General features: G+C 70.4%; 24 protein-coding genes. 10 read left to right on the plus strand and 14 right to left on the minus strand.

Annotation, left to right across the window (positions count from 1 at the left end):
- Nucleotides 1-30 precede the first annotated feature (30 nt).
- Nucleotides 31-396: a hypothetical protein gene (locus SACMADRAFT_RS05775; RefSeq protein ID WP_157617200.1), complete on the plus strand. Its 366-nt coding sequence runs from the start codon at nucleotides 31-33 to the stop codon at nucleotides 394-396.
- On the opposite strand, the gene SACMADRAFT_RS05780 is transcribed toward SACMADRAFT_RS05775, so the two are convergent.
- Both SACMADRAFT_RS05780 and SACMADRAFT_RS05785 read right to left on the minus strand, forming a co-directional pair.
- Nucleotides 383-1,753, minus strand: a complete 1,371-nt coding sequence (locus SACMADRAFT_RS05780) for an FAD-binding protein (RefSeq protein ID WP_009152849.1) — start codon at nucleotides 1,751-1,753, stop codon at nucleotides 383-385. The genes SACMADRAFT_RS05775 and SACMADRAFT_RS05780 overlap by 14 nt on opposite strands.
- Nucleotides 1,754-1,774: 21 nt before the next feature.
- Entirely contained in the window at nucleotides 1,775-2,344 is a 570-nt protein-coding gene (locus tag SACMADRAFT_RS05785) for a TetR/AcrR family transcriptional regulator (protein WP_009152850.1), read from the minus strand.
- A 54-nt stretch (nucleotides 2,345-2,398) separates the two neighbouring features.
- Between SACMADRAFT_RS05785 and SACMADRAFT_RS05790 the strand changes: the two genes are divergently transcribed.
- The 3 genes from SACMADRAFT_RS05790 to SACMADRAFT_RS05795 all read left to right on the plus strand — a co-directional run bounded on the left by SACMADRAFT_RS05790 (nucleotide 2,399) and on the right by SACMADRAFT_RS05795 (nucleotide 5,078).
- On the plus strand, nucleotides 2,399-3,472 hold the full coding sequence (locus SACMADRAFT_RS05790) for an FAD-dependent monooxygenase (protein ID WP_009152851.1): 1,074 nt from the start codon (nucleotides 2,399-2,401) through the stop codon (nucleotides 3,470-3,472).
- A gap of 106 nt (nucleotides 3,473-3,578) precedes the next feature.
- Nucleotides 3,579-3,740 carry a hypothetical protein gene (locus SACMADRAFT_RS29840; RefSeq protein WP_009152852.1) on the plus strand — a complete coding sequence of 54 codons (162 nt, stop codon included), beginning with the start codon at nucleotides 3,579-3,581 and terminating at the stop codon, nucleotides 3,738-3,740.
- Nucleotides 3,741-3,827: 87 nt separating this feature from the next.
- Entirely contained in the window at nucleotides 3,828-5,078 is a 1,251-nt protein-coding gene (locus SACMADRAFT_RS05795; protein ID WP_009152853.1) for a 3-hydroxyacyl-CoA dehydrogenase, read from the plus strand.
- A gap of 149 nt (nucleotides 5,079-5,227) precedes the next feature.
- On the opposite strand, the gene SACMADRAFT_RS30270 is transcribed toward SACMADRAFT_RS05795, so the two are convergent.
- Nucleotides 5,228-5,404: a hypothetical protein gene (locus tag SACMADRAFT_RS30270; RefSeq protein ID WP_009152854.1), complete on the minus strand. Its 177-nt coding sequence runs from the start codon at nucleotides 5,402-5,404 to the stop codon at nucleotides 5,228-5,230.
- Between the two features lie 124 nt (nucleotides 5,405-5,528).
- On the opposite strand from SACMADRAFT_RS30270, the gene SACMADRAFT_RS30275 reads away from it, so the two are divergent.
- From SACMADRAFT_RS30275 to SACMADRAFT_RS05820, 6 genes are all read left to right on the plus strand, one after another.
- Complete coding sequence (locus tag SACMADRAFT_RS30275; RefSeq protein WP_009152855.1) at nucleotides 5,529-5,693, plus strand: hypothetical protein; 165 nt, start codon at nucleotides 5,529-5,531, stop codon at nucleotides 5,691-5,693.
- A gap of 32 nt (nucleotides 5,694-5,725) precedes the next feature.
- On the plus strand, nucleotides 5,726-7,033 hold the full coding sequence (locus tag SACMADRAFT_RS05800) for an NAD(P)/FAD-dependent oxidoreductase (RefSeq protein WP_009152856.1): 1,308 nt from the start codon (nucleotides 5,726-5,728) through the stop codon (nucleotides 7,031-7,033).
- 125 nt (nucleotides 7,034-7,158) lie between these two features.
- The gene (gene boxC, locus SACMADRAFT_RS05805; protein WP_009152857.1) at nucleotides 7,159-8,850 is read left to right on the plus strand and encodes a 2,3-epoxybenzoyl-CoA dihydrolase; all 1,692 of its coding nucleotides are present in this window, start codon (nucleotides 7,159-7,161) and stop codon (nucleotides 8,848-8,850) included.
- 5 nt (nucleotides 8,851-8,855) lie between these two features.
- Nucleotides 8,856-10,277 (plus strand): benzoyl-CoA 2,3-epoxidase subunit BoxB, encoded by a 1,422-nt coding sequence (gene boxB / locus SACMADRAFT_RS05810; RefSeq protein WP_009152858.1) that lies wholly within the window; start codon nucleotides 8,856-8,858, stop codon nucleotides 10,275-10,277.
- A 46-nt stretch (nucleotides 10,278-10,323) separates the two neighbouring features.
- On the plus strand, nucleotides 10,324-11,958 hold the full coding sequence (locus SACMADRAFT_RS05815) for a benzoate-CoA ligase family protein (RefSeq protein WP_009152859.1): 1,635 nt from the start codon (nucleotides 10,324-10,326) through the stop codon (nucleotides 11,956-11,958).
- The gene (locus SACMADRAFT_RS05820; protein WP_009152860.1) at nucleotides 11,955-12,797 is read left to right on the plus strand and encodes an amidohydrolase family protein; all 843 of its coding nucleotides are present in this window, start codon (nucleotides 11,955-11,957) and stop codon (nucleotides 12,795-12,797) included. The genes SACMADRAFT_RS05815 and SACMADRAFT_RS05820 overlap by 4 nt, the downstream gene beginning before the upstream one ends.
- Before the next feature lie 329 nt (nucleotides 12,798-13,126).
- Here the strand turns inward: SACMADRAFT_RS05820 and SACMADRAFT_RS05825 are convergent, their stop codons facing one another.
- From SACMADRAFT_RS05825 to mftC, 11 genes are read right to left on the minus strand one after another with little or no spacing between them, the layout of a single operon-like run.
- Entirely contained in the window at nucleotides 13,127-13,993 is an 867-nt protein-coding gene (locus tag SACMADRAFT_RS05825) for a PaaX family transcriptional regulator (RefSeq protein WP_009152861.1), read from the minus strand.
- 44 nt (nucleotides 13,994-14,037) lie between these two features.
- Nucleotides 14,038-14,706 (minus strand): mycofactocin biosynthesis peptidyl-dipeptidase MftE, encoded by a 669-nt coding sequence (gene mftE / locus SACMADRAFT_RS05830; RefSeq protein ID WP_009152862.1) that lies wholly within the window; start codon nucleotides 14,704-14,706, stop codon nucleotides 14,038-14,040.
- Complete coding sequence (gene mftF / locus SACMADRAFT_RS05835; protein WP_009152863.1) at nucleotides 14,703-16,022, minus strand: mycofactocin biosynthesis glycosyltransferase MftF; 1,320 nt, start codon at nucleotides 16,020-16,022, stop codon at nucleotides 14,703-14,705. Before mftF ends, mftE begins: the two co-directional genes overlap by 4 nt.
- Nucleotides 16,019-16,834, minus strand: coding sequence for a mycofactocin-coupled SDR family oxidoreductase (locus SACMADRAFT_RS05840; protein ID WP_009152864.1), 816 nt, complete (start codon nucleotides 16,832-16,834; stop codon nucleotides 16,019-16,021). The genes mftF and SACMADRAFT_RS05840 overlap by 4 nt, the downstream gene beginning before the upstream one ends.
- Nucleotides 16,831-17,721 carry a mycofactocin-associated electron transfer flavoprotein beta subunit gene (locus tag SACMADRAFT_RS28435; RefSeq protein WP_009152865.1) on the minus strand — a complete coding sequence of 297 codons (891 nt, stop codon included), beginning with the start codon at nucleotides 17,719-17,721 and terminating at the stop codon, nucleotides 16,831-16,833. Before SACMADRAFT_RS28435 ends, SACMADRAFT_RS05840 begins: the two co-directional genes overlap by 4 nt.
- Nucleotides 17,714-18,010: a ferredoxin family protein gene (locus SACMADRAFT_RS05850; RefSeq protein WP_009152866.1), complete on the minus strand. Its 297-nt coding sequence runs from the start codon at nucleotides 18,008-18,010 to the stop codon at nucleotides 17,714-17,716. The genes SACMADRAFT_RS28435 and SACMADRAFT_RS05850 overlap by 8 nt, the downstream gene beginning before the upstream one ends.
- A gap of 10 nt (nucleotides 18,011-18,020) precedes the next feature.
- Nucleotides 18,021-19,370: an FAD-dependent oxidoreductase gene (locus SACMADRAFT_RS05855; RefSeq protein ID WP_009152867.1), complete on the minus strand. Its 1,350-nt coding sequence runs from the start codon at nucleotides 19,368-19,370 to the stop codon at nucleotides 18,021-18,023.
- Nucleotides 19,363-20,316 (minus strand): mycofactocin-associated electron transfer flavoprotein alpha subunit, encoded by a 954-nt coding sequence (locus SACMADRAFT_RS05860; protein ID WP_009152868.1) that lies wholly within the window; start codon nucleotides 20,314-20,316, stop codon nucleotides 19,363-19,365. Before SACMADRAFT_RS05860 ends, SACMADRAFT_RS05855 begins: the two co-directional genes overlap by 8 nt.
- On the minus strand, nucleotides 20,313-22,277 hold the full coding sequence (locus SACMADRAFT_RS05865) for a mycofactocin system FadH/OYE family oxidoreductase 2 (RefSeq protein ID WP_009152869.1): 1,965 nt from the start codon (nucleotides 22,275-22,277) through the stop codon (nucleotides 20,313-20,315). The genes SACMADRAFT_RS05860 and SACMADRAFT_RS05865 overlap by 4 nt, the downstream gene beginning before the upstream one ends.
- A complete protein-coding gene (locus SACMADRAFT_RS05870; protein ID WP_009152870.1) occupies nucleotides 22,274-24,199 on the minus strand; it encodes a mycofactocin system FadH/OYE family oxidoreductase 1 in 1,926 nt (641 codons plus the stop codon). Before SACMADRAFT_RS05870 ends, SACMADRAFT_RS05865 begins: the two co-directional genes overlap by 4 nt.
- Entirely contained in the window at nucleotides 24,196-25,386 is a 1,191-nt protein-coding gene (gene mftC / locus SACMADRAFT_RS05875) for a mycofactocin radical SAM maturase (RefSeq protein ID WP_009152871.1), read from the minus strand. The genes SACMADRAFT_RS05870 and mftC overlap by 4 nt, the downstream gene beginning before the upstream one ends.
- Between the last annotated feature and the right edge of the window lie 23 nt (nucleotides 25,387-25,409).

Here is a 25,409-nt window from a genome sequence, read left to right on the forward strand (position 1 = left end):
TCCGATCGCCCCGCGAAGACCGCTCCCGTGGTGAGCGCGGTCGCGGACGCCGAACGCAGCGTGGAGCGCGTCCGTCTCGCGCTGGAGTCCGACGGGGCGGACATGCGTGCCGTTCGCGCGGCGGCCGACGGCACGGCTCGGCTCATCCGGCTGCTCGCCACCATCACCGACCGCCTCGCCGAGCGCGCGGCCACGACCGTCGACGACTCACGGGTCGCCGACGATCTAATTGCCGACCTCAAGGCACTGCGCAACTGTCTGGCCACCGGTGCCGCCCTGGTCGAACCAACGCTGGACGACCTGCGCGACTGGACCGATTCCTTCGACGTGGACAAGGAGTTCGCGGCGTGTTGGCAGGAGTGGGCGGCCGTGTCGGGGGCGACTAGCGAGCGGTGAACACGCACTGACCTGGTGTCAGCACGCCCGCGGGGTCGTAGACGTGCTTGGCGACCTCCAGGGTCTGCCAGTCGTCGCCGAAGTGATCCCGCCAGTCCTTGGCGGTCATCGGCAGCGCGCTCGCCGGGTAGAGGGTGCCGCCGAGCTCCTTCACGCGCTCGTAGAGGGCGGTGTTGAGCTCGACCATTCGCAGGTTCGCGCATGGGTCGTAGGTGGAGCCGGTACGCAGGATCGCGAACAACCACACCAGGTCCGTGGCGGGCACCCGCAGCAACGGGGTCGCGAGCCGGTCCCTGCGAACCGGGTAGAGCAGGGTCAACCCGCTGTCGCCGAGATCGGCACCCTTGGTCTGCGCCAGCGTGTCCGCCACAACCGATTCGACCTCGTCGTCAGGCAGGAACAGGTTCAGCCACGGATGTGGGCGAAACCAGTCACCCTCCGCCCGTAGCAGTTCCTCTCCCTGCGCCATCCGGTCGAGGAACGCGCTATAGGCGAGATCTTGCGACTCGGCCGTTTCGCGATCGAAGCACAGCTCGCCGAGCAACTCCTCCTCGTCGGGCCGGTCCGGCAGCGAGAAGTAGGTGGCTGCCTCCAACCGGTAGCGCCACCGGCCGGAGTCGGAGTCGGCTACCGGTTGCCCCTGCACGTGGTCGAAGCGCCCGTCGCGCACCACCGTGCGCTGGTCCTCGAGGAAGGCGCCCAGCTCGTCGTAGTACAAGGTCCAGCACCGCACCCGCTGTTTGGCGGGCCGCAGCCGGACGGTCGCCCGCGTGACGATCCCGCACTGTCCGAGTCCGGCGCGGACGGCGTCGAACAGTTCGCTCTCCACCTCGGGCGAGCAGCGGAGGAGTTCCCCGTTTCCGGTGACGACCTCCAGCGCGGTGACAATGTCGGTCTGCGTGCCGTGGTGGTGGCTCGCGCCACCGATACCCCCCACGGCGAGCGTGCCGCCGACGGTGAGGTCGAGGTAGTCGGTGAGTACCGCGGGGGTGAGTCCTGTCGGTAGCGTCGCCGCGAGCACCTGCCGCCAGCGGGCGCCCGCGTCCATCGTGATCTCGTCGCCGTTGCCCGGATGCACCCTTGCCAGGCCGGTCATGTCCAGTACGATCCCGCCCTCGGCCTGGCCCTGGCCGAACGGGGAGTGGCCCGCTCCGCGCGCCGCGACGGGGATCGTTCTCTGCGAGGCGAAAGCGATGATGCTCGCCACGTCCGCTGCGTGTGCCGGGCGCACGACCGCTCGCGGCCGCGCCTGCACCAGATGTCCCCAGTCCTGCGCGGCACGGGCGAGACCCGCGTCGTCGGTGGCAACCTCTCCGTCGATGGCAGGGAGTTCGGCGAGCTCGAACGGTTGCGCCATTCGGGTCACTCTAGCCGTGGGTCACCAAGCGGCTCGCAGGCCCCGCAACAGCGCGTGTACGGCGGGTGCGGGGTGGAAGGCGGCACCCGGGTTGGTGCACTCGTGCAGCAGTAGCCCGTCCACCAGCGCCATCAGGCTCCAGAAGTCGGCATGCGGCTTCGGTGAACCCAGCCGGGCCAGCCACAGGGCGCCTTGTTCGCCGATCTCGCGGCGAAGCACGCCGATCTGTCGGCTCAGCTCCTCGTGGAAGGCGGCCTCCGCGAAGATCGCCTGCCTTGCCATGGTCACCACCCGAGCGGAGCGCGCGAGCTCGACCGTGAACCCGGCGACCGCCTCGGCGAAGACGTCGGGGTCGATGTCGCCCGTGTCGCCGAGCCGGGCGGCGAACTGTCCCCATGCCGCGACGTCCAGCTCGCTCAGCCTGCGCAGCACTCCCGACAGCAGCGCCTGCCTGGTGCGGAAGTAGTTCGAGGTGGACCCGGCGGCCAGGCCCGCCTCGGCGTCGACCGCACGATGGGTCAGCTGCCGCGTCCCCCGTGTACCGAGCACCTGGATGGCGGCGTCGAGCACCTGCTGCCTCCGCGCTGTCATGCCGTTACACTACATCAGTAGTAATATCACTACATTCGTAGTAGAGTGGTTCGCATGCGAGCACTCATCGTTGGCGGGGGAATCGGCGGACTTGCCGCCGCGATCGGCCTGACCCGGGCCGGATGGCAGGTCACGGTGCACGAGCGCGGTACCGACCTCGCACGCTCCGGCACCGGTCTCGGCATCTGGCCGGAGGCCGTGGCCGCGCTCGACCGGCTCGGCATCGGCGACGAACTGCGAAAGCGGGCACAGCGGCAGCCGCCCGGGTCGCTTCGCAGGCCGGACGGCCGCGTGATCGCCACAGTCGACACCAAGCGGCTGGAACGCCGTGCGGGTGAACCCCCGTACGTCATAGCCCGCGCCGCGTTGCTCGACCTGCTGTACGGGGCGCTCGCCGACGGCACCGTGCGGTTCGGCACCGAGGTCACCGAGGTCACTGCGGGCTCGTGGCAAGGCTTCGACCTCGTCGTCGGCGCCGACGGAGCGGGTAGCCGCGTCCGGGAGTCGCTGTTCGGAGCCGAGCACCGGCTGCGCGACACCGGATTCACCGCCTGGCGGGGAGTGGTGACGCTCGACGTCGATCGCGGTGCGGAGACCTGGGGCATCGGCGAGAAGTTCGGCTACCTCCCGCTGGGCGACGGGCGCACCAACTTCTACGCCGTGCTGCCCACCCCGGCGCGCCCGCGCCCGATGGAGGAGGAACTCGCCACCCTGCGAAGCCGGTTCGGCCACTGGCACAACCCGATTCCGCGCGTACTGGACCGGATCGAGCCGGACACACTGCTGCGGCACGGCCTGCACTACCTCCACCCGCCGCTGCCCAGCTACGTGTCGGGCAACGTCGTCCTGCTCGGCGACGCGGCACACGCGATGACACCTGATCTGGGGCAGGGCGCCTGCCAGTCGCTCATCGACGGGCTGGTCCTCGGCGAGTCCCTCGCAGCGACAACGGATGTACACAGTGGACTGCGTGGCTACGACCGTGCCAGGCGCCGCCCGAGTCAGCGCATCGCGGCCGCCGCACGGCAGTTGGGCAGGGTCAGCGTGGCCTCACGAGCACTCGTCTTGCGGGATGCCGCCGTGCGGGCCGCCGTTGCCTTCGATTCGGTGCGATCGCGCGGAACTTGACCGATCGCTTGACCGATTTTCAGCCGTTCAGGGTGGTCCGCGACTGTGTTTCTCGTCTCTACTGTGGGGGTATATCAAGATCATCCAGCGTGGAGAGGAGCCAGCGATGTTGGACACCGAGACCGAGCCGGTGCAGTCGTCGGCGAGACAACTGATGCATGCGCGGACCCACGCGGCGGCGGGCGAGTCGAGGACCCCCGCGCGCTTTCCGGCGCCGATCGACGACGACGACGAGTTGGAGCCGACGATCGTGCGGGGACGCGAGTGACCTCACGCCGCCGCCATCGCCGCTAGTCGACGTCGGGACGCTCCCGGTACCGTGCCGGTGACCGTGCCACCTGATCCAGGAGCGTCCATGAACGCCGACCCAGCGGCCGCGCGCCGCCATCTTCAGCAGGCCGAGCTGGAGGCGGGGCAGGTCCCGGACGTCGCGCCCCGTCCCGTCGAGCGGATCGGCGTGGTGGGCGCGGGCACGATGGGCGCGGGCATCACCGCGGTGTTCCTGGCGGCCGGGTTCGATGTGACGCTCGTCGAGCGGTCGCAGGAGGCACTGGAACGCGGGCTGGCCAAGATCAGCGACATCCAGGACAGAGCCGTCGGCAAGGGCAGGATCGATCGCGCCGAGGCCGACCGCAGGCTCGCGGCGCTCACCTCCGCCACCGAGCAGTCGGTGCTGCGGGATCGCGATCTCGTGCTCGAGGCCGTGTTCGAGGACATGGCCGTCAAGCAGGAACTCCTCGCGCGGCTGGGGGAACTCGTCAAGCCGGGCGCCGTACTGGCGTCCAACACCTCCTACCTGAACCTCGACGAGCTGGCACGGGCCAGTGGGCGAGCAGCTGACGTGGTCGGCCTGCACTTCTTCAGCCCGGCGCACGTCATGCGACTGCTCGAGGTGGTGCGTGGGCAGGCCACAGCTGCCGACACTCTCGCCACCGCGGTCGCGCTGGCGCGCAGGTGTGGGAAGTTGCCGGTGATCGCGCGCGTCTGCGACGGGTTCATCGGCAACCGCATCTACAACGCCTACCGCACGCAGTGCGAGTTCATGATCGAGGAAGGCGCGCTACCGGAGCAGGTCGACGCCGCGCTTCAGGGGTTCGGCTTCGCTATGGGTCCCTTCGCGGTGTGGGACATGTCCGGTCTGGACATCGCGCTGGCCAACCGCGAGCGCCTGGCGCCGACGCGAGACCCCAGGGAGCGGGTGCCCGAGGTACTGCAGCGGTTGTGCGCCGCGGGGCGGCTCGGCCGCAAGACCGGCGCGGGTTGGTACCGCTACCCCGAAGGGCAGCGCCACGGCGAAGTCGACCCCGGGGTACACGAGACCATCAGGCAGGTGTCCCGAGAACTCGGCCTGACCAGGCGCCCGTTCACCGACGACGAGATCGTCCGGCGTGCGCTCGGCACGATCGTCAACGAGGCGGAGTTGATCCTTGCCGAAGGCATCGCCGAGCGGGCCTCGGACATCGATCTCGTGCTCGTCAACGGTTACGGCTTTCCCGCCGACCTCGGTGGGCCGCTGTACAGGGCACGCGACCACGAGGCCGAGGTGAAGGCCGGTATCGCGGAAGCCGAGCGCGCCACCGGATTCGGGTTTCGCCGGGCTGGCTGACCTGTCAACGCAACACTCACCGGCTGCAACGCAGGACTCGCGGGCCGGAAAGCGCAACTCGCGGGCCGGAGTGCAGGATTCGCGGGCCGGAGTGCAGAACTCGCCGGCCGCAACGCAGGACTCGCGGGCGAGAGCGGGGGACTCGCGAGTCAGCGCTGCTCGCGTTCGTCGATCGGCGGCACGGCAGGATCGTCGTCGGCCGGTGGCTCCGGGTCGCGCCACTCCTCTGCCCGGCTCGGGCGGTTGCCCTTCAGCATGCCCTGAAGCTCCGACTTGAGCTGGTCGTCCTCGCGGGGCCCGTGCCGGTCGCTTTCGCGCTGCTGCATGACAGCCTCCTTTCGGGTGGCTTCGGGTGACCTACCCCGGCGTTATGGCCGCGAAACGCGGGTTTGCCATCGCGCGGTTGGGTACCCGACGGGTGATCCGATCCCAATCGGCACGGGAGAGCGCATGACCGCGCAGCCACCGGAGCGCGAACCAGCGAACAGTTCAGCAGCGCGATCGCGCGGCTCCAGGGAGTTGCCGGTGGCCTGGCCGTTGACGATCGGAGTGGCCATCGTGCTGGTCGCCGGTTTCCTCATGGCCTACGCGGTGATCTATCTCAGCGGCGGGTAGCCGAGGCAACGCAGGAGTCTCAGGAGCATTTTGTGGCAACACGGATACTGATCGCGGGCGGCGGCTACGTCGGCCTGTACACAGCGCTGCGGTTGCAGCGGCGGCTGCGGCGAGGCGAGGCCGAGGTCACGGTCGTCAACCCGGAGAACTACATGGTGTACCGGCCGCTGTTGCCGGAGGTGGCGTCCGGGACGCTCGAACCCCGCCACGCCGTCGTGCCGTTGCGGGCCGTGCTGCGCGGCAGCCGGTTCATCGCGGGCAGGCTCACCGGCATCGACGCCGAACGCAAGGTCGCCTCCGTGGCACCGACGGCGGGCCCGTGGCTGGACCTGGACTACGACGAACTCGTGATCGGGCTCGGGGCCACCTCCAAGCTGGTGCCGGTGCCCGGGCTCGCGGAGGCGGGAATCGGGTTCAACTCCCTGGCCGAGGCGGCCCACCTGCGCGACCACGTGCTGCGGCAACTGGAAATCGCCTCGGCGACCACCGACACCGAACTGCGCAAGCGGGCGCTGACCTTCGTGTTCGTCGGCGGTGGCTACACCGGTGTCGAGGCGATCGCGGAGTTGCAGGACATGGCCATCGATGTGCTCGAGGGCTACCCCGAACTGGACGCCAGTGAGATGCGCTGGGTGCTGGTCGAGGCGATGGATCGCATCCTCACGACGGTGAGCCGCGAACTCGCCGATCGTGCGATGACCGAGCTGACCGGGCGCGGCATCGACATCAGGCTCGGCACCCAGCTCGAGTCGGTCGAGGAAGGCGAGCTGAGGCTTTCCGACGGCTCGAAGTTCTTCTCCGACACGCTGGTGTGGGTCGCGGGCACCCGCCCGCAGTCCATCGTCGGCGAACTGGGCCTGCCGGTGGACGGCAGGGGCAGGCTCGTGGTCGATCAGGCCATGCGGGTGGAGGGGCATCCCGGTATCTGGGCCGCTGGCGACTGCGCGGCCGTGCCGGATCGCGAGGCAGGCGGGGTTTCGCCGCCGACCGCGCAACACGCGGTGCGCCAGGCGGAGCAGCTGGGCGACAACCTGGTCGCCACCATGCGAGGCGAGTGGCCACGGCCGTTCAAATACCGCAGCCGGGGCGAGTTCGTCACCCTCGGCAAGAACAAGGCCGTGGGGGAGGCGTTCGGCCGGGAGTTCGACGGCGCGCTCGCCTGGACGTTGCGGCGCGCCTACTACGCGACCCAGATCCCGACCTGGAACCGGACCATCCGGGTGCTCGGCGACTGGCTGGTCGGGATGCCCTTCGGCCACGACGTCGTGGACTTCGGTTCACGCGAGGAGCCGCGCGGGGCTTTCGAGGAGGCCGCGGGCAGGTCCGCAGTGGGCGGCTGATCGGCGGCCGCTCGCCGACGGCGCGGGTACTCTCGGCACCGACTGTGCGAGGGTCGGCGGGCACCGCGCTGCGCTGGTTCTACAGAACCTTGACGTTTGTTGGGTCGTGCGTAGAAAATCAACGGGTGACCGCCATCGACGTCGACACCGACCGGCCCGCCGTCTCGTTCGACAGGCACCCTGATTCCTACCGCCACTGGCGGCTGCGGGTCGAGCAGCCGGTGGCGTGGCTGGAACTGGACGTGGACCCCGAGGGCGGGCTGGTACCCGGGTACGAGCTGAAGCTCAACTCATACGACCTCGGCGTGGACATCGAACTGTACGACGCCACGCAACGGCTTCGGTTCGAGCACCCTGAGGTGCGCACGGTCGTGATCACCAGCGGCAAGGACGGCGTCTTCTGCGCGGGAGCGAACATCCGCATGCTCGCGGCGTCCTCCCACGAGTGGAAGGTGAACTTCTGCAAGTTCACCAACGAAACCCGTAACGCGATGGAAGACGCTTCTCGCCACTGCGGGCAGACCTACCTGGCGGCGGTGAACGGGTCCTGCGCGGGCGGCGGCTACGAACTCGCGCTCGCCTGCGAGCACATCGTGCTGGTCGACGACAACTCCTCGACCGTGGCGCTACCGGAGGTGCCGCTGCTGGGGGTGCTGCCCGGCACCGGCGGGTTGACCAGGGTGGTCGACAAGCGCGGGGTGCGCAAGGACCGCGCCGACGTGTTCGCCACCCGCAGCGACGGGCTCAAAGGTGCCGTGGCCGCAAGCTGGGGATTGGTGGACGAACTGGCCTCCCGCCGTGACTTCGCCGAAACGGTGCGCAGGCGTGCGCTGCTGCTCGCCGAGCGCGGCGACCGGCCGGGTGAGCCAAGCGGGATCGAGTTGACCCCGCTGGAAAGGGTCGAAACCGCAGCCGGCCTGGAGTACCGGAATCTCGGTGTGCGCTACGACCGCGCCGCGGGCACCGTCGAGATCACCGTGCGCGGCCCGCGGGACGACGCTCCTGCGGGCACCGAGGAAGTGCATCGGCGGGGAGCCGCATTCTGGCCGCTGGCGGTGGCCCGCGAACTGGACGACGCCATTCTGCGACTGCGCACCAACGAACCCGAACTGGGCACCTGGGTGCTGCGCACGGAGGGCGACCTCGACCGCGTCGTCGCGCACGAGTCGGTACTGCTGGAGCACGCGGAAACCGACTGGCTTTGCCGCGAGATCGTCCACTACTACAAGCGGGTACTGAAGCGGCTCGACGTGACCAGCCGCAGCCTCTTCGCACTGATCGAGCCGGGCAGTTGCTTCGCCGGGATGCTGCTGGAACTGGCGCTCGCCTGCGACCGGCAGTACATGTTGGACGGTCCACCCATCGAGGACGAGGACAGTGACGAGCGCGCCACGATCCGGTTGACCGAAGCCAACTTCGGAACCTTCCCGATGGGCAACGAGTTGTCGCGGCTGCGGTCCCGGTTCTACGGCGAGGCCGACCACCTCGACCGGTTGCTTCCCGAGTCCGGCCGGGACCTCTCACCGGCAGCGGCCGTTGAGTTGGGGCTGGTCACCGACGCCCCCGACGACATCGACTGGGAGGACGAGATCCGTCTGGTGATCGAGGGCAGGCGCTCGCTCTCGCCGGACGCGCTGACGGGGATGGAGGCCAACCACCGCTTCGTCGGTCCGGAGACCATCGAGACGAAGATCTTCGGTCGACTCTCGGCATGGCAGAACTGGATCTTCAACCGCCCCAACGCGTCCGGGCCCGACGGCGCGCTGCGCCGCTACGGCACGGGGCGGCAAGCGGTCTTCGACAGGAAGCGAGTGTAGGGACGATGCCGACCAGGATCGACTACGACGCCAAGATCCCCAACAACGTGGACCTGTCGTCCAACCGGCGGCTGCAACGGGCGCTGGAAGGCTGGCAGCCCAAGTTCATGAACTGGTGGGCCGAGATGGGGCCCACGCTGGAAACCCACGGTGTGTACCTGCGCACGGCGGTGAGCGTCGGCCGCGAGGGTTGGGCGCACTTCGACCACGTGGTGCCGCAGGACTACCGTTGGGGCATCTTCCTCGCCGAACGCGAACCCGATCGGCGCATCGCGTTCGGTCAGCACAAGGGCGAACCCGTGTGGCAGCAGGTACCCGGTGAGTACCGCGCCGACCTGCAGCGACTCATCGTCATCCAGGGCGACACCGAGCCCGCTTCGGTTGAGCAGCAGCGGCTGCTCGGGCTCACCGCGCCCAGCCTGTACGACCTGCGCAACCTGTTCCAGGTCAACGTCGAGGAAGGCAGGCACCTGTGGGCGATGGTGTACCTGCTGCACGCCTACTTCGGCAAGGAGGGCAGGGAGGAAGCGGAAGCGTTGCTGTACCGCAACTCCGGCAGCCCGGACAGTCCCCGCATCCTCGGCGCGTTCAACGAGGAGACGGCCGACTGGCTGGCCTTCTACATGTTCACCTACTTCACCGACCGCGACGGCAAGTACCAACTCGGCACGCTCAAGGAGTCGGCCTTCGACCCGCTTTCGCGGACCTGCGAGTTCATGCTGAAGGAAGAGGCCCACCACATGTTCGTGGGCACGACCGGGGTCGATCGTGTCGTGAAGCGGTCGGCGGAACTGATCCGCGAGCACGACACCCTTGACATCGCCGCACACGGCGGCATCCCGCTCGACATCATCCAGCGCTACATCAACTTCCACTACAGCGTTTCGCTGGACCTCTTCGGCAGTGAGACCTCGACCAACGCGGCGAACTACTACACGTCCGGTCTCAAGGGACGCTGGCAGGAGACCCGCCGCAAGGACGACCACCAGCTCACCGACGACAGCATCACGCTGGAAAAGCCGCGTGAGGACGGCACCTGGGAGACCGAGGAGATCCAGGCGATACTCGCCCTGAACCTCGATCTGCGCGGCGAGTACATCGCCGACTGCCACACCGGCATCAAACGCTGGAACAAGATCCTCGCCGACAACGGTATCGACTACACCTTCCGGCTGCCCCATCCCGGATTCAACCGCGCCGTCGGCACCAATTCCGGCTACCACATCACGCCCGACGGCACTATTGTCGACGAGCAGACCTGGCAGCACGGCAAGAAGAACTGGCTACCCACCAGCGAGGACCTGACCTTCGTGCGCTCGTTGATGAAACCCGTGTACGAACGCGGCAAGATCGCGAGCTGGGTCGCGCCTCCCAGCAACGGCATCAACGGCAAACCGTTCGACTACACCTACGTCTACCTGACCTGACCGACGCCCAGGTCGGCCAGGACGCGGAGCAGCGGGAGATGAGCACATGACCGAGTCGAGCCCCGCCACGAGCACACCCCGAGCCACCTCGCCGGTGGCGGGCTCCGCGGCCCCGGCCGGGTTCAACGCCGCCGAGTACCTCGTCGAAAGGCACGTCGCGCGGGGAGCCGGCGAGCGCACGGCGGTGGTTTCGGCGAGCCGCACGTTGAGCTACACCGAACTCGCCGCCGAGGTCCGCCGAGTGGCGGCGGGGCTGCGCGCGCTGGGGGTTCGACCCGAGGAACGCGTGCTGATGTGCATGACCGACGAGGTGGAGCTGTTCAGCGCGATCCTCGGCGCCATGTACCTCGGCGCGGTAGCCGTGCCGTGCTCCACCATGCTCACCGGAGGCGAACTGGGCAAGCTGGTCGCCGACTCCCGCGCCCGGGTGGTGCTCGGCTCCACCGAGTTCGCCGACGCCGCCCGCACCGGCGTCGAGGCTGCCCCGGACGTCGAGACGGTCGTGTTCACCGACGAATGGCAGCGGTTGCGCGAGGCGGGTGAGCTGGAGCGGCCCTACCCGACCTGGGAGGACTCACCCGCGCTGTGGCTGTACACCTCGGGAACCACCGGCATGCCCAAGGCGGCGATGCACCGGCACGCCGACATCCGATTCGTCGCGCGGAACTACGGGCAGCGGGTACTCGGGATCACGGCCGAAGACCGCTGCCTTTCGGTCGCCAAGCTGTTCTTCGCCTACGGCATCGGCAACTCCATGTTCTTCCCGCTCTCGGTGGGTGCCACGGCATTGCTCGAACCGGCGAGGCCGACGCCGCAGCTGGTGGCGCAGCGCGCGAAAGCCGACGGGGCGACGTTGCTGTTCGGCACGCCCAGCTTCTGGGGCCCGCTGCTGGCCAGCGACATCGCCGACGACACGTTCGGCTCGGTGCGGCAGGGCATCTCGGCGGGAGAGGCGCTGCCCGCTCGGATGCTGCACGGGATGCGCGACCGGTTCGGCGTCGAGGTGCTCGACGGCATCGGCTCCACCGAGATGCTGCACATCTTCATCTCCAACCGGCCGGGTAGCGCAAGGCCGTCGTCGTCGGGGACACCCGTGCCCGGCTACGAGGTGCAGCTCCGCGACGAGCAGGGCGGTGTGATCGAGGAGGTGGACAGGGCGGGGGAGTTGTACGTGCGCGGCGACAGCGCCGCCATCGGCTACTGGTGCCGTGCGGCGACGTCGCGGCAGGTGTTCCTCGGCGAATGGACCCGCACCGGCGACACCTATGTGCGCAACACCGACGGCACCTACACCTGCCTCGGGCGGTTCAACGACATGATCAAGGCGGGTGGCATCTGGGTGACGCCGAGCGAGGTGGAGGACAGGCTGCTGGAACACCCCGATGTCGCCGAGGCGGTGGTGGTCGGCGTTCCCGACTCCGACGAGTTGGACCGGCCGGTCGCCTGTGTCGTGCCGATGCCCGGCAGGCACATCGACGGTGACGAGTTGATCCAGTGGTGCCGCGAAACGCTGGCCGCGTTCAAACGCCCGAGGGCGGTGGTGGAGTTGGCCGAGTTGCCCAAGACGGCGACCGGCAAGATCCGGCGCAACGTGCTGCGCGCCATGGTCGCGCGGTCCGGCGACGCCGCCGAGTCCGCCGAGTCCGCCGAGCCCACCGAACCCGCTGCCGTCACATCGTGATCGACGGATACGAGGTCGTCGACGCGCACGTGCACGTCCCCGCGCTGGCGACGGTGAAACCCTCCTGGCTGGAGTGGGCCGACCGGTTCTGCGGCCCGCATCCGTGGCGGTCGGTGTACGACGAGGCGGGTAACCCGGTGCCGAGGCGGTTGGACGAGTTGTTCGAGCAGGAGGGTGTCGACAGGGCGCTGTTGTTCTGCGAGTACAGCCCGCGCGCGACCGGCATCCAGCCGATCGAGGACAACCTCCCGTTCGTCGAGTACAACCCCGCGCGGTTTCGACTCGTCGCCAACGTCAATCCGCACCTGCACTACCCGGTGGTCGCAGAGGTGCGCAGGCAGCTGGGCCTGGGGGCGGTCGCGCTGAAGCTGCACCCGGTTCATGCCGGTTTCTCCCCGGCCGACAAGGAGTTGTACCCCACGTACCAGTTGTGCGCCGAGCGTGGGACGCCGGTGATCCTGCACTCCGGCACAAGCAGCTTTCCCGGGGCGCGTGCCAGGTACGGCAATCCGGAACTGCTCGTCGACGTCGTCGAGGACTTCCCGGAACTGCCCTTCGTCTTCGCGCACGGCGGGCGCGGCTGGTGGTACGACGTGGCGGCGTTTCTGGCGCTGAGCAAGGACAACGTGTGGCTCGACCTCGCGGGGCTGCCGCCGAGGAAGCTGCCGGAGTACTACGCACGCTTCGACCTTTCCCGGCTGGCGCGCAAGTTTGTGTTCGGCACCGACTGGCCGGGCGTGCCCGGCGCCGCCCGCAACGTGCGTGCGCTGGTCGAACTCGGTCTGGAGCGCGATGTGCTCGCGGACGTGCTGGCGGGAAACGCCGACAAGCTCTACTGACCGCGAGTCCCCCGCCCATGCCCGCGAGTCCTGCACTCGGGTCCGCGAGTCCTGCACTCGGGTCGGCGAGTCCTGCACTCGGGTCGGCGAGTTCTGCCCTCGGGCCCGCGAGTCCTGCACTCGGGTCCGAGGATGCCGCACGCCGCGTCGCGGTTGACAGGCCTTGCCCGCACCCGCCTGGCCGAACCCGCTCGCTGAGGCGGGCGGTCCCAGGCTCACCGAACGCAGAACTCGCGGGCAGGAACGCAGAACTCGCGGGTGGGAACGCAGAACTCGCGGGTGGGAACGCGGGACTCGCGGGCGAGAAGGGGGACTCGCGGGTTGTGAGGCTAGGCGGCTTCCTCGCCCGCCAGGCGTTCCTCCCAACGCCGCTGGGCGGCGGGACGCCACTCGGCGTGCCTGCGGTGGAAGATCTCGGCAGCCTGGCTGCCGCTCCAGTCCTCGGGCAGCAGCTGCTCCGGCAACTGCGGGTCGAGGAACGGAAACCGGCGCCATTCGTGCACCAGCCGGGTCTGCGCGTGCAGCACGGCATCGCCGCCTCGCGGGTCCAGCGAGGCGAACTCGTCGATGAACGCCTCGTACCGCGCGTCGAGTTCCCGCAGGTCCCAGGCCCGTGCGACCATCGTTGCCTCGTCTCCGATCGCACCGTAGGGCCCGACGAAGGACATCGCGTTCTCCAACGCGAGCTCGGCCACGATGCCGACCGCTTCGGGCTCCCTGTCGACATGCGGCGTTATCCACACACCGGGGTCGGGCGAGCCGAAGCCCGCCCAAGTGAGCTTGGTGCGCAACCGGTGGCGCAGGTCGCGTTTGGGCTCGGGAACCGACACCAGTACCAGCAGCCACTGCCCGTCCCAGCTGCGCTCGCGGCTGCCGAAGTCGTAGATGCGCTGCGCGCCTTCGGTGAGCAGCTTGCGGCCCTGCGATGTCAGCGACCAGCGCACCCGCCTGCCGACGCGCTCCGACTCCAGCCAGCCCTCCGCAGCGGTGCGGGCCAGCGCCTGCCTCGCCGACTTCTCCTCCACCTCGAACATCGCGAGCGCGTCGACCAGCACCGACGTCCACACCGGACGACCACGCGGGAGTACGAACTCGCCGAGCAGTGTCATCAGCAGCGAGCGCGCGCTGGTGTGGCTCACCTCGCGGCGCCTGCTGACCACCGGCTTGCCGCGTCGTTGCCCGGCTGATGTCACCATGTGTCACCACTCTCGTCTTTGATCGGGCTCCCAGCAGCGTAACGCTACTGCCCCAACCAATCGCGCACGGTGCTGACCAGTGCATCCGACCAGGTCGCCAGCAGTTCCTCGCCCTCGACGGCGGAGGCACCCTCGGGGTCGCCGAGCACCCCGTTGCCGCTCACGGTGCGTACACCACCTTGCCGCAAGCGGTCCCACAACCGTGGTAGCGGCTCGGTATTGCCCGCCCTCGCCGCCGAAAGCCGGACCTCGGAGGGGCGAAGCGCGAGCATCACCGAGGTCTCGGTACGGCCCGCGTGGGAGTCGTCCGCGCGTCCGCTCGGTGCCCACGACAGCACCTCGCGGCCCTCCTCCCGCAGCGTGCGAACGGCTCTGGCCAACGGTGCCGCGTTGCCTCCGTGCCCGTTGACCAGCACCGCCGCGGCGAAGTGGTCGGCGGAGCGGACGAGTTCCAGCACTACCAGCTCCAGCGCGGGGCCGCCGATGGACAGGGTGCCTGCGAAACCGGCGTGCTCACCGCTCGACCCGAACGGCAGCGGTGGGGCGACGACGACTCCGGCGACCCTCGCGGCCAGGCGCTCGCTCAACTCCACCGCGATCGCGGTGTCGGTGTGCAACGGAAGGTGTGGGCCGTGCTGCTCGGTCGCGCCGAGCGGAACGGCGAGTACCGCCCGTGGGACCTCCGGCGAACGCAGCGCGCCGAGTTCGGTCACCGCAACCCAGCCTCGGTGAACCGCGGCAGCAGTGGCGCAGGCGTGCGGTGGCGCACGCAACCGGCCCACACTCCGGCGCCGTAGGCGAGATCGTCGGCCACCCGCAGCGCCAGCCACGCCGGGGAACGGCCCACCGAATCCACCACGCACGGCAGTAGCGAGGCGAGCAACGCCGTGCGGCCACGCCCGCTGAGCAGTGCCGCAGGCCACCAAGCCCTGCGGGTCGCCTCGGCGAGCAGCCGTCCCGCGCCGAGATGGCCGAGTCCGGCCAGCCGAAGCGACTCGCTCGCCGGAACACCACGGCCACGCAGTTTGCGCGGCAGCAGCGCCGCCGTCGCGGCGGCGAGCCCGAGCGCGGGCAGCGGTCTGCCTGCGGCCAGCAGCGCCCACGAGACCGCGCTCCATACCGAAAGCCTCGCGCAACTGAGCAGCCCCGGGTGTTTGCGAGAGAGTGGGGCGGCCGACGTGCCGTACTCGAAGCGCTGCCGCAACCACGGCAACAGCGCGGGGCGCGGCTCGTGGGTCACCCTCGCCGACGGCTCGTAGCGCACCGAGCCGATCCGCAGCAGCCGCCACACGAGGTCCACGTCCTCACCGAATCGAAGCCCGGTGTCGAACCCGGCAACGGCGGCCAGCGCGTCCCTGCGCACGACGAGCGCCGCGCTGGGAACGTAGCTGACCCGGCTCATCGGGCGTACCGGGGCCGGGTGCGGCCCCAGGTCCAGGCTCGAGCGGTGCGCCTCGTACCTTGCCAGCACGCCGCTGCCGGGCGCGCCGACGACGCGCGGAGCCACCGCCACCACGTCGTCGTCGCCGAACTGGGCCAGCACCGCTTCCAGCCACCCCGGCTGGGGCACGGTGTCGGCGTCGAGGAACGCCACCAGCGGTGTCGAGGCCAGCGCCCAACCCGCGTTGCGGGCGGCGGCGGGCCCCATGGCGCGGTCGTGTCGCACGGTGGCCTCTGCCAGCGGGACGGCCGAGCCGTCGTCGACGACGACGCGGTCGGCCAGCTCTTTGGTCGCATCGAGCAGCCGCCGTACGCCCGCCGCGTTGTCCTTGACCGGCACCACGAGCGTCACGTCGCTGGGTGCCGGTCCCGATGGCGGCCTCGGGTGCAGCAACCCGGCCCGCACCAGGCGACGGGCCAGTTCCCGCTCTCGCTCGCCCTCGCCCACCGGTTCTCCGGACGACCAGCGCTCCAGCAGCCGAGCCCCGGCACCGCCCAGCCGAACCAGCCGAAGCGGGGACCCGCCGATCAGCAGCGTGCCCCTGCGCCGCACCGATGCGTCGAGAGTGAGCCGGGTGCCTGCCTTCACGATGTGAAACCACCGTCGGCGTGCACAACGGTGCCGGTGACCGCGCTCGATTCCGGTGAGCACAGGAAGCAAACGGCGGCCGCGACCTCGTCGGGGTCGAGCAGCCGGTCCACCAACTGGTGCGTGGCGAACTCCTCGACGTCGTCGAGGCCGTACAGCCGGGCCGTGGCCTCGAGCATGTCGGTGCGCGTCGAGCCGGGGGAGACCGCGGTGGCGCAGATCCCGGTGCCGCGCAGGTCGTGGGCAAGCCCCTTGACCAGGCCCACGACCGCGTGTTTCGCGGCGTTGTACCCGGCAAGGTGCCACAGTCCGTGGTGCGCGGCCGCCGAGGCCAGCGCGACGAACCGCCCGTTACGCGGCCGGGGGCGCTCCAGCAGCGCGGGAACGGCGGCACGCGCGAGGTTGGCCACGCCGTTGACCCCGACGGAGAACAGTGCCTCCCACTCGGCCTCCCACTCGGACTCGCCGGTTTCCCACAGCGGTTTTCCTCCCGCGATGAGCCCGGCACCCGCGACCGCGGCGTCAAGGCCGCCGAACCGGTCCCGTGCGATGTCGACCGCGCGCCGCAGCGCGGCAAGATCCTGCACGTCGGCGACGACGTCGACGACCTTGTCGGGGTGTTGCGCGGCGACGGCGGCCAGCTGCTCGCGGCCTGCGAGCGGGTATGGCACGCGGGGATCGTCGGCGCAGCGGTCGGTGGCCACGACGTTCCAGCCGGAACGGGCCATGCGGTGCACCACCGCCGCGCCGATGCCGCGGCCCGCTCCGGTGACCAGCGCGACCCGTCCGCCGTCCGTGGTCTGCCGCGTCATGCCAGATAGCCCTTGCCGCGTAGGTAGTTCAGCAACTCGTCGGCGGCGCGGCCCGCGTCGTCGGTGACGACCACCCTGGGTGGCTCGCGCTGTTCGTGTGCCCCGGTCAGCCGCAGCAGCCGCTGCCGGGGATCGGCGCCCTGCGGTGGTGGTAGTTCCTTGGCACGCGGACGGTAGGGGCGCACCGAGCGCACCGCGACCGGTGGCGCCGCGAGCGCGGTGGGGTCCGAGGGCACGACCGGGATGGTGGCCGTGCGCGCCGCGAGCGTGGCGCGCAGGTTCGCCCTGCGCAGCCGGACTCCAGCCGGTTCGACGGAACAGACGGCGGGAAGCGGAATCGCGAGCCGTTCCCTGCGGCCCCGGTCGAGCCTGCGCAGCCCGACCAGACGCCCGCCGGTGTAGCTCAACTCGACGAGTCCGAGGGCCTGCGCGCAGCCGAGTTCGGCGGCGAGAAACGCAGGGGTGGCCCCGGTTCCTCGGTCGGCGGAGCGGTCACCGGTGAGCACCAGGTCAGGGTGCCCCAGCTCCTCACGCACCGCCCGCGCAAGCGCTTGCGCCGTTGTCGCGCCGGAGTCGGCCCCGTTGCCGGTGTGCTCGGCGCCGGTGGCGTGCCCCGGGTCCACCCGCAGTACCGCGTGCGCGCCGCAGGCGAGGGCGTCACGCAGCATCTCGGTGGCGGGTTCGGGTGCGAGCGAAACGGCCACGCACCGCCCGGCAACCGCCCGCGCGATGCGCAGACCGTGTTCCAGCGCGCAGCGGTCGGCCTCGCCGGGACCCGCACCACGCGCGTCGGTGCTCACCCGGCCCGTCAGCGCGTCGACGCGGGCGTGCGAGTCCACCCAGCGCATGGCCACCACGACGAGCGGCCCCGAACCGTGGTCAGCCATGGCGGAACACCACGCCCTGCCCGCCGTCGGGATAGCTCCAGCTGATGGCGTTGCCGCCGTCGCACACCAGGTAGCACGTGCCGCACTCGAAGCACTGCTCGTAGTTGAACAGGATCCCACCGTCGTCGGTGGGCACGAACAGGTTGGCGGGGCAGGCGTGCACGCAGGCCTTGGTGGTGCACGAGCGGCAGACGTCGGTGTCGACCACGATGTGCGCGTTCGCCGCCACGCGGAAGTCGACGCGCGCCATCCGGTCGTCGAAGGCGACGTCGGCGTATCGCTGGGTCATCTGGTGCTCCTCATCCGAACGAGCGCAGGCCGGTCAGCGCGTCCCTTGCCAGTTGGTGCAGGCCCACGCCGTTACGTCTGGCCGAGCGGCGCAGCAGCCTGCGAAGGCCCGGCTTCGGGGCGGGGTTGTCCACCGTGAACATGCCCTCCACCAGGTCGCACACCAGGCCCGGATAGCGCTGCTGCACGCGGTCGGAAAGCACCAGCGCGGGCGCGTTGCGCAGCTTCTTGTGGTCGGCGAGTACGAACGAGTCCGCCAGCAGCGTCCGGTACTGCCGCAGCAGTTTCGGATCGTCGGCGCTCAGCGCACGTGCCGCCGCGCGGCCCGCGTACATGCCCGAGCCGAGCGCGAAGTTGACGCCCTCCAGCCAGATCCCGGCGGCAAGGCACATCGCCGCCGCGTCGCCCGCCACCAGCAGCCCGTCGCCGACGAGTCGTGGCATCGTCCGGTAGCCGCCCTCGGGAATCAGGTGCGCGGAGTACTCCACCAACTCGGCTCCACGCACCAGTGGCCGGATCGAAGGGTGCCGCTTCAACCCGGCGAGGATCTCCTCCGGTCGCAGTCCCGCCTTCGCAAGACCGGGCAGGCCGAGCACGAGACCGACGCTGAGCGTGTCGTGGTTGGTGTAGACGAACCCGCCGCCGGGAACGCCACCGGTGCCGCCGAGTATCTCGATGTCCACACCGTCGGACCCGCTCACGCCGAAGCGTTCGTCGATGATCTCCTTGGGCAGCGCCAGGGTTTCCTTCACACCGAGCGTGGTGTGCTCGGCCTGCTCGCCGGGGTAGAGCCCGGCCTGCTTGGCGAGGAAGGAGTTCACCCCGTCGCAGGCGATGACCACCCTGGCCGTGAGGTCACCCTGCTCGCGGTCGGTGCGCACGCCGACCACCCGCCCGCCGCTCGTGCGAAGCAGCGAGGTGGCCACTGTGGACGGCACGAGCACGGCACCTGCCTGCCGCGCGTGGTCGGCGAGCCAGCTGTCGAACTCGGCGCGGTAGGTGGTGGCGCCGTTGTAGGGCGCGCTGCCCCAGTTCTGGCTGCGGAAGTCGACGGTCAGCGAACGCTCGCCGGACAGCAGCATCGTCTGCCGCCTGGTGATCCAGCGTTGCACCGGAACCCGTTCGAACCAGCCGGGGACCAGCTCGTCGAGCACCCGGCCGTACACCACACCGCCGTAGACGTTCTTCGAGCCGGGGAACGGGCCACGCTCAAGCAGCGCGACGGAGTGGCCCGCCCTGGCCAGCTCCAGCGCCGCGGCCGAGCCCGCGGGCCCAGCGCCCACCACGATCGCGTCGAAGTCGGTGGTGGCCGGTGGTTCCACGGTGACGGCCGCCCCTGCAGGGCCTGCCCTGTCACGCATCATCGCTCCCACTCAGTCGGCGGGCCAGTTCCCGAAGCAGTGCCTGCGCGTCGGTGACCAGCCCGAGATCGGCCATCGCCGTCATCGGTGAACTGGCGTCGGTGTTCACCGACACCACGTGCCGTGGCGCGCCGAGCCCACCGGTGTGCTGGGTGGCACCGGACACCCCGAAGGCCACGTAGAGGTCCGGGTCCACGATCACGCCGGTGGTGCCGATCTGCCGCTCGTAGGGCGCCCAGCCCGCGTCCGTGACGACCCTGGTCGCGCCCACCGAAGCCCCCAGCGCCGCCGCCACCTTGCCGAGCAGCGCCACGGCGTCGGGACCGGACAGTTCGCCGGAGGCGAGCCCTGCGCCCGCACCGAGGATGCGTGGTGCCTCGGCGAGGTCGGCGGTCGCGGGGTCGGGGTCGAGCACCTCCAGCACCTCTGCGTCAGCCGCGGGGCTCACCTCCACGTCGAGATCGGCAAGCTCCGGCGAGCCGTCGAAGGGCAGGCAGCCGCGCACACTCGGCAGCAGTGTCGCCACGAACGGCCCGCTCACCTCGACGGTCACCGCCACTCGGGAATCCCACCTTGCCAACTCGGCCGAGGTCTCACCGACCCGCACGGCACCGGCCAGCAGCGGCCTCGCCAACTCGGCGGACAGCCGGGGTGCGAGGTCGCGGCCGTCGGGGGAGGCCGGCAGCACCACCCTCGGCACGTCACGCAGCGGCCGCGCCAGCGCCCGCGCCCACGCCGACGGCGCGAACTCGCCGAGTTCGGCGCACCAGGCACGGCGAAGCGGTGGAAGCTGGTCCACCGCCTCCCGGCAGCCCGAGCCCGCGAGCAGCGCCGTGCCGCAGGCCTCGGCGACCGCCTCGTCCGCGCCGAGCGGAGCCATTCCTTCCCGGATCACCAACACGGCCAGCGAGTCGCAGCAGGCCAGCGGGCTTTCGGTCGCCGTCACAGTGCCACCGCCACCCGGTGTCCTTCGACGACGGCCGCGTGTGCCCTGCGCGGCGCCACGCAGTCGCCCACCCTGTGCACCTCGAAGTCGGCCGTGCCGGACAGCTCCCGCCACAGGTCGTCCTCGGGCGCCTGGTGTGTCGCGCACACCACCCAGTCGAACCGCTCCTCGGCGGTGACGCCGGTGGTGTGCTTCAGCATTCGCAGCGCCACGCCCGAGGTCTCGGGGTCCGCCGCGGCTTCCAGCACCACCTCGTCGGTGGTCTGCGTGATGCCCTTCGCCGCGGCACGCACGTTGAACGTCTCCATGTCCAGCGTGACGCCCAGGTCCTGGCCCACCACCATGCCGGAGGTGGAGATCCGCACCGAGCAGCCGCGGTCGGCCAGCAGTTCCGCGACCGACGTGGCCTGATGGAAACCGAGATCGTCGATGACACACACCTCGCCCTGCGGTGCGGCGCGGCCTTCCAGCACGTCTCGCACGTCGACGACGCGGTCGAGCCCACCGGCCCAGTGCGGTGGCGCGGGCCTGGCCCCGGTGGCGAGCACGACGGCCTCCGGGCGAAGTGCCGCGATCTGCTCGGCCGTGGCCGTGACACCGGTGCGCACGTCCACGCCGTGGCGGTGGCACTCAGCGAGCGCGTTGCGTACCACGTCGAGGAACTCCGCGCGGCTGGGCACGCTCGCCGCCACGCTCACCTGGCCCCCTGTGGTGGGTTGCCGTTCGAGCAGCACCACGTCGTGTCCGCGTTGCGCGGCCGTGGCCGCCGCCTGCAGCCCGGCGGGGCCGCCGCCGACCACCACGACCCTGCGGCCGCGTCGGACCGGGTCGGGAAGCGGCACGCTTTCCTTGCCGGTTCGGGGGTTCTCGATACAACCGAGCCAGCGGTTGAGCCCCATACGCCCGACACATTCCTGGTTGCAGGAAAGGCAGGTGCGGATCTCGGCCGCCTGCCCCGCGCGTGCCTTCGCGACGAAATCGGCGTCGGCGATCTGCCCGCGCACCACGCCGATGAGGTCGGCGTGTCCCTCGGCGAGCGCTCGGTCGGCCTGCAGCGGGTCCTTGAACCTGCCGACCCCCACCACGGGCAGGTCGACCGCCTTGCGGATGGCGCTGGGGATGAACATCGCGTACCCGGGCGGGATGCTCATCGAAGCCTCGATCATGTACAGCGTGGACGTGGCCACACCGATCGAGGTGTTGATGTAGTCGACGTCGCCCGTGGCCTCCACCCAACGCGCCACCTCGACCGCCTCGTCGATGGTGGTGCCGCCCTCGATCAACTCGTCGCCGCACAACCGTACGCCGAGCGCCATGCCCGGCCCGATCGCCTCCCGCACCGCAGCCACCAGGCGCAGCAGCAGCCGAGCCCGGTTCTCCAGCGGACCGCCGTAGTCGTCGTCGCGCCGGTTCGTCGCGGGGGAGAGGAACCCTCGCACGATGGAGGAGTGCGAGCACTGCAGTTCCACACCGTCGAAGCCGCCCTGCCTGCAATGTGTGGCCACCTTGGCGTAGCCCGCGACGATCTCGTCGATCTCCGTGACCGAGACCGCCTTGGGGACCTCGCGAAACAGCGGGTCGGGCACCGGCGACGGTGCCCACACCGGAAGCCGGGAGTACATGCTGGAGGCCTGGCCACCGTTGTGGTTGAGCTGGGCGAAGATCGGCACGCCGTGTGCGTGCACCGCCTCGGTGATGCGCCGGTAGCCCGCGACCACCTCGGGGTGGAAGCCGTGGATGAGCTTTTCGTAGGGCCAGTCCGTCGGGTGGGTGGAGTGCTCCTCGGTGATGATCAACCCGGCCCCACCCGCCGCGCGGGCCGCGTAGTAGGCGGCGTGCTGGGCGCTCGGCATGCCGTCGGTCGCGTAGTTGGTGAGGTGCGCGGAGAACACCACCCGGTTCGCGAGCGTCACCGGCCCGATCCGAAGTGGCGAGAACAGGTAGCGGTAGCGGCTGTTCATGCGGGCACCACCTGCCGGGCGGTGGAGACGGCCACTGCGGCCCTTCGCCCCTCCAGCACGGCCTCGTGGACCGTTCTGGGAGCGACGAGATCACCTGCGGGGACGGCACCGTCGACGAGCGGCGGTGTGCCGGGCAGCCGGTGTCCACAGTGCACCAGCACCGCCGACTCCAACTCGGTGGCCGCGCCGGTGAAGACGTCCTCGACCACGACGCGGTCGGGATACACCTCACGCAGCACGCTGCGCTTGGCCAGCCGCACGCCCGCACGCTGCAACCTGGCGTTGGCGTCGGCGAGGTCGCCGGTGATCGCCAGCTGGGTGCCGACCACCTGATCGTGGGTGACGATGGTGACGGCGTGTTGCCGCGCGGCGAGCAGTTCCGCCACCGCCACGCCGACTGCATCGCCGACCGGGTCGAACACCGTGACCGTGCCCTGCGGCAGCGAGTCCGGTTCGCGCAGCAGGTCAACGACGTCCACCACGCGAGCGCCTTCGTGCGCGCCGTAGGACCGCGGCCCGGGGCGGGAACCGGTGGCGGCTATGACGCTTTCGCCCGGCCTGGCCACGGTGTCCTCGCTTCCGGTGACGACCTCGACGCCGAGCCTGCGCACCTCGGCTTCCAGCCAGTCGGCGAGCCTTCCCAGCCGATCGCGCCCCGGCAGCGTCGCCGCCAGTGTCAGCATCCCGCCGAGTCGAGGTTCGCGTTCCACCAGCCGCACCCGGTGCCCGCGCAGCGCCAGCACCCTCGCGGCCTCCATTCCGGCGGGCCCGCCGCCGACCACGAGCACGGGGCCTGCCCAGTGCTGCCCCGTCGCGGTTTCGGCGGGGTCGGTGGTCTCGTGCCCGCTGCGGGGGTCGCCGATGCAGCTGACCACCGGGTTCCGGTTGTCCCGCACGCGGCACTTCTGGTTGGTGAGTGTGCACGGCCGGATGCGTTCGGGCTGCGACAGCTTGGCCACGAACTCGGCGTCGGCTATCTGCGCACGGGTCAGCTCCACCAGGTCGGCCACGCCGTCGGTGAGTGCCCACCGTGCCTGTTCCGGTTCGACGACCGAACCCTGCAGCACCACCCGGGTGGCACCGGCCGCCACCTGCCGCACGCGGCGGCTCAACTCGGCATTGAAGCCGGGTTCGGTGTGTGAATCGGGCCGGGTCGCCGATGTCCCCATCGCCGAACCACGTACGACCACGAGATAGTCCACCTTGGCCGCCACCTCGCGGGCGATGTGCTCGGCCTGCTCCGGTGTGATTCCGGCCCACGGTGCCAGCTCGTCGCACGAAAGCCGAAGCCCGAGCACGCGGTCGGCACCGATGCGGGCACGCACCGCGGCCAGTACCTCCCGCAACAGCAGCAGCCGATCCTCGCCGTAGGCGTCGCCGCGCTGGTTGGTGAGCCCGGAAAGGAACTGCCGCAGCAGCGAGAACTGCCCCGCGTCCACCTCGACACCGTGCAGGCCGGACTCGGCGGCGAGCTCCGCGCCGAGGGCGAAACCCGCGACGACCGCCCTGATCTCGGCGGCCTCCATCTCCATCGGCATCTCCCGGCCGGCCACGTCCGGCACCCGCGAAGGCGCCCACAGCGGACGCTGCGAGTAGGCCGAAGAGCCCTGCGACCCGGCGTGGCCCAGCCCTGCGAGCACGAGTGTCCCGTGCGGACGGCAGGCGTCGGCGACCAGGGACCAGCCGGTTCCGCACTGCTGCGCCAGCGGCGCGCGCTCGTAGGGCCAGTCGGAGTCGTGCACGCTCGCCGTCTCGGTGACGACCAGCCCGGCACCACCGGCCGCCCGCCGCTCGTAGTAGGCCACGTGCGCCTTCGAAAGCGCCCTGCCCCGTGCCAGGTTTGTCTCGTGTGGACCGAACATCACCCTGGACGGGGCGGTCCTGGCTGCGAGGGTGATCGGTTCGGTGAGCGGTTCACTCACGGGCGGAAGCCGGCGAGCGGGCTGGTGTCACAGGCCCGGTCCGGCAACCGGTCCGGCTCGGGGGGACCCCAGCCGATCGGAACGGCGACACGCTTGCGGCCCCGGCGCGAGTGGTCCTTGTCCGGCCTCGGCTTCTCGCCGCCACCGACCGTCGCGAGCGCGCGCTCGCCGTTGCCCTTGACGCACTCGGGGTCGGGCCCGTCGAGCGGCAGCCCGGTGAAGAACTTCGCCGCCATGCAACCGCCCTGGCAGGAGTCGTATGCCGAGCAGGACGAGCAGGCGCCGCCGGTCTGCGGCGTCCGCAACCGCGCGAACAGCTCCGACTCGCGCCACACGGAGGTGAAGCCGCCCTCGTCGCGCACGTTGCCCGCCAGGAACTCGTCGTGGATAGCGAAGGGGCACGCGTACACGTCGCCCACCGGGTCGATGAGGCAGACAACGCGCCCCGCGCCACACAGGTTCAGTCCCGGCAGCGGGGTCGAGCCGAGCGCGTTGAGGTGGAAGAACGAGTCGCCGGTCAGCACGTTCTCGCCGCTGGCCACGAGCCATTCGTACAGCCGCAGCTGTTGCTCGGCGGTGGGATGCAGTTCGTCCCAGGTGTCGGCCCCTCGCCCGGACGGCCGTAGCCGGGTGATGCGTAGCTGGGCACCGTAGGAGTCGGCGAGCCTCTTGAACTCGTCGAGCTGGTCCACGTTGTGCCGGGTCATCACGACGCTGATCTTGAAGTTCGCGAAGCCCGCGTCCCGCAGGTTCTCCATGGCGCGCAGTGCGGTGTCGTAGGACCCTGGCCCGCGCACATGGTCGTTGACCTCCGCGGTCGCGCCGTCGAGCGACAGTTGCACGTCCACGTAGTCGGTGCTCGCCAACCAGCGGGCGCGCTCGGGTGTGATGCGTACACCGTTGGTGGAGAACTTCACCCCGACCTGGTGATCGACGGCATACTCCACGATCTCCCAGAAGTCGCCGCGCACGGTGGGCTCGCCGCCGCCGATGTTGACGTAGAACACCTGCAGTCGCTGCAGCTCGTCGATGACCGCCTTGCATTCCGCTGTGGACAGTTCACGTGGGTCCCGCCGTCCCGACGACGAAAGGCAGTGCATGCACGAGAGGTTGCACGCGTAGGTCAGCTCCCAGGTCAGACAGATGGGAGCGTCGAGGCCGTGCTGGAAGTGCTCGACAAGCTTCATGGGTCTCCCTTCGAAGGCCGCGT

This window comes from Saccharomonospora marina XMU15 (assembly GCF_000244955.1).
In the GTDB taxonomy this organism is placed as follows: domain Bacteria; phylum Actinomycetota; class Actinomycetes; order Mycobacteriales; family Pseudonocardiaceae; genus Saccharomonospora_A; species Saccharomonospora_A marina.

Coding starts and splice junctions, on each gene's coding strand:
- SACMADRAFT_RS05850 (WP_009152866.1), bottom strand. CDS start 18,010: ATGACCCAGCGATACGCCGACGTCGCCTTCGACGACCGGATGGCGCGC.
- SACMADRAFT_RS28435 (WP_009152865.1), bottom strand. CDS start 17,721: ATGGCTGACCACGGTTCGGGGCCGCTCGTCGTGGTGGCCATGCGCTGG.
- SACMADRAFT_RS30270 (WP_009152854.1), bottom strand. CDS start 5,404: ATGCAGCAGCGCGAAAGCGACCGGCACGGGCCCCGCGAGGACGACCAG.
- boxB (WP_009152858.1), top strand. CDS start 8,856: ATGCCGACCAGGATCGACTACGACGCCAAGATCCCCAACAACGTGGAC.
- SACMADRAFT_RS05795 (WP_009152853.1), top strand. CDS start 3,828: ATGAACGCCGACCCAGCGGCCGCGCGCCGCCATCTTCAGCAGGCCGAG.
- SACMADRAFT_RS05855 (WP_009152867.1), bottom strand. CDS start 19,370: ATGCGTGACAGGGCAGGCCCTGCAGGGGCGGCCGTCACCGTGGAACCA.
- SACMADRAFT_RS05865 (WP_009152869.1), bottom strand. CDS start 22,277: ATGAACAGCCGCTACCGCTACCTGTTCTCGCCACTTCGGATCGGGCCG.
- SACMADRAFT_RS05815 (WP_009152859.1), top strand. CDS start 10,324: ATGACCGAGTCGAGCCCCGCCACGAGCACACCCCGAGCCACCTCGCCG.
- SACMADRAFT_RS29840 (WP_009152852.1), top strand. CDS start 3,579: ATGTTGGACACCGAGACCGAGCCGGTGCAGTCGTCGGCGAGACAACTG.
- mftC (WP_009152871.1), bottom strand. CDS start 25,386: ATGAAGCTTGTCGAGCACTTCCAGCACGGCCTCGACGCTCCCATCTGT.
- SACMADRAFT_RS30275 (WP_009152855.1), top strand. CDS start 5,529: ATGACCGCGCAGCCACCGGAGCGCGAACCAGCGAACAGTTCAGCAGCG.
- SACMADRAFT_RS05790 (WP_009152851.1), top strand. CDS start 2,399: ATGCGAGCACTCATCGTTGGCGGGGGAATCGGCGGACTTGCCGCCGCG.
- SACMADRAFT_RS05825 (WP_009152861.1), bottom strand. CDS start 13,993: ATGGTGACATCAGCCGGGCAACGACGCGGCAAGCCGGTGGTCAGCAGG.
- SACMADRAFT_RS05840 (WP_009152864.1), bottom strand. CDS start 16,834: ATGACGCGGCAGACCACGGACGGCGGACGGGTCGCGCTGGTCACCGGA.
- SACMADRAFT_RS05780 (WP_009152849.1), bottom strand. CDS start 1,753: ATGGCGCAACCGTTCGAGCTCGCCGAACTCCCTGCCATCGACGGAGAG.
- SACMADRAFT_RS05785 (WP_009152850.1), bottom strand. CDS start 2,344: ATGACAGCGCGGAGGCAGCAGGTGCTCGACGCCGCCATCCAGGTGCTC.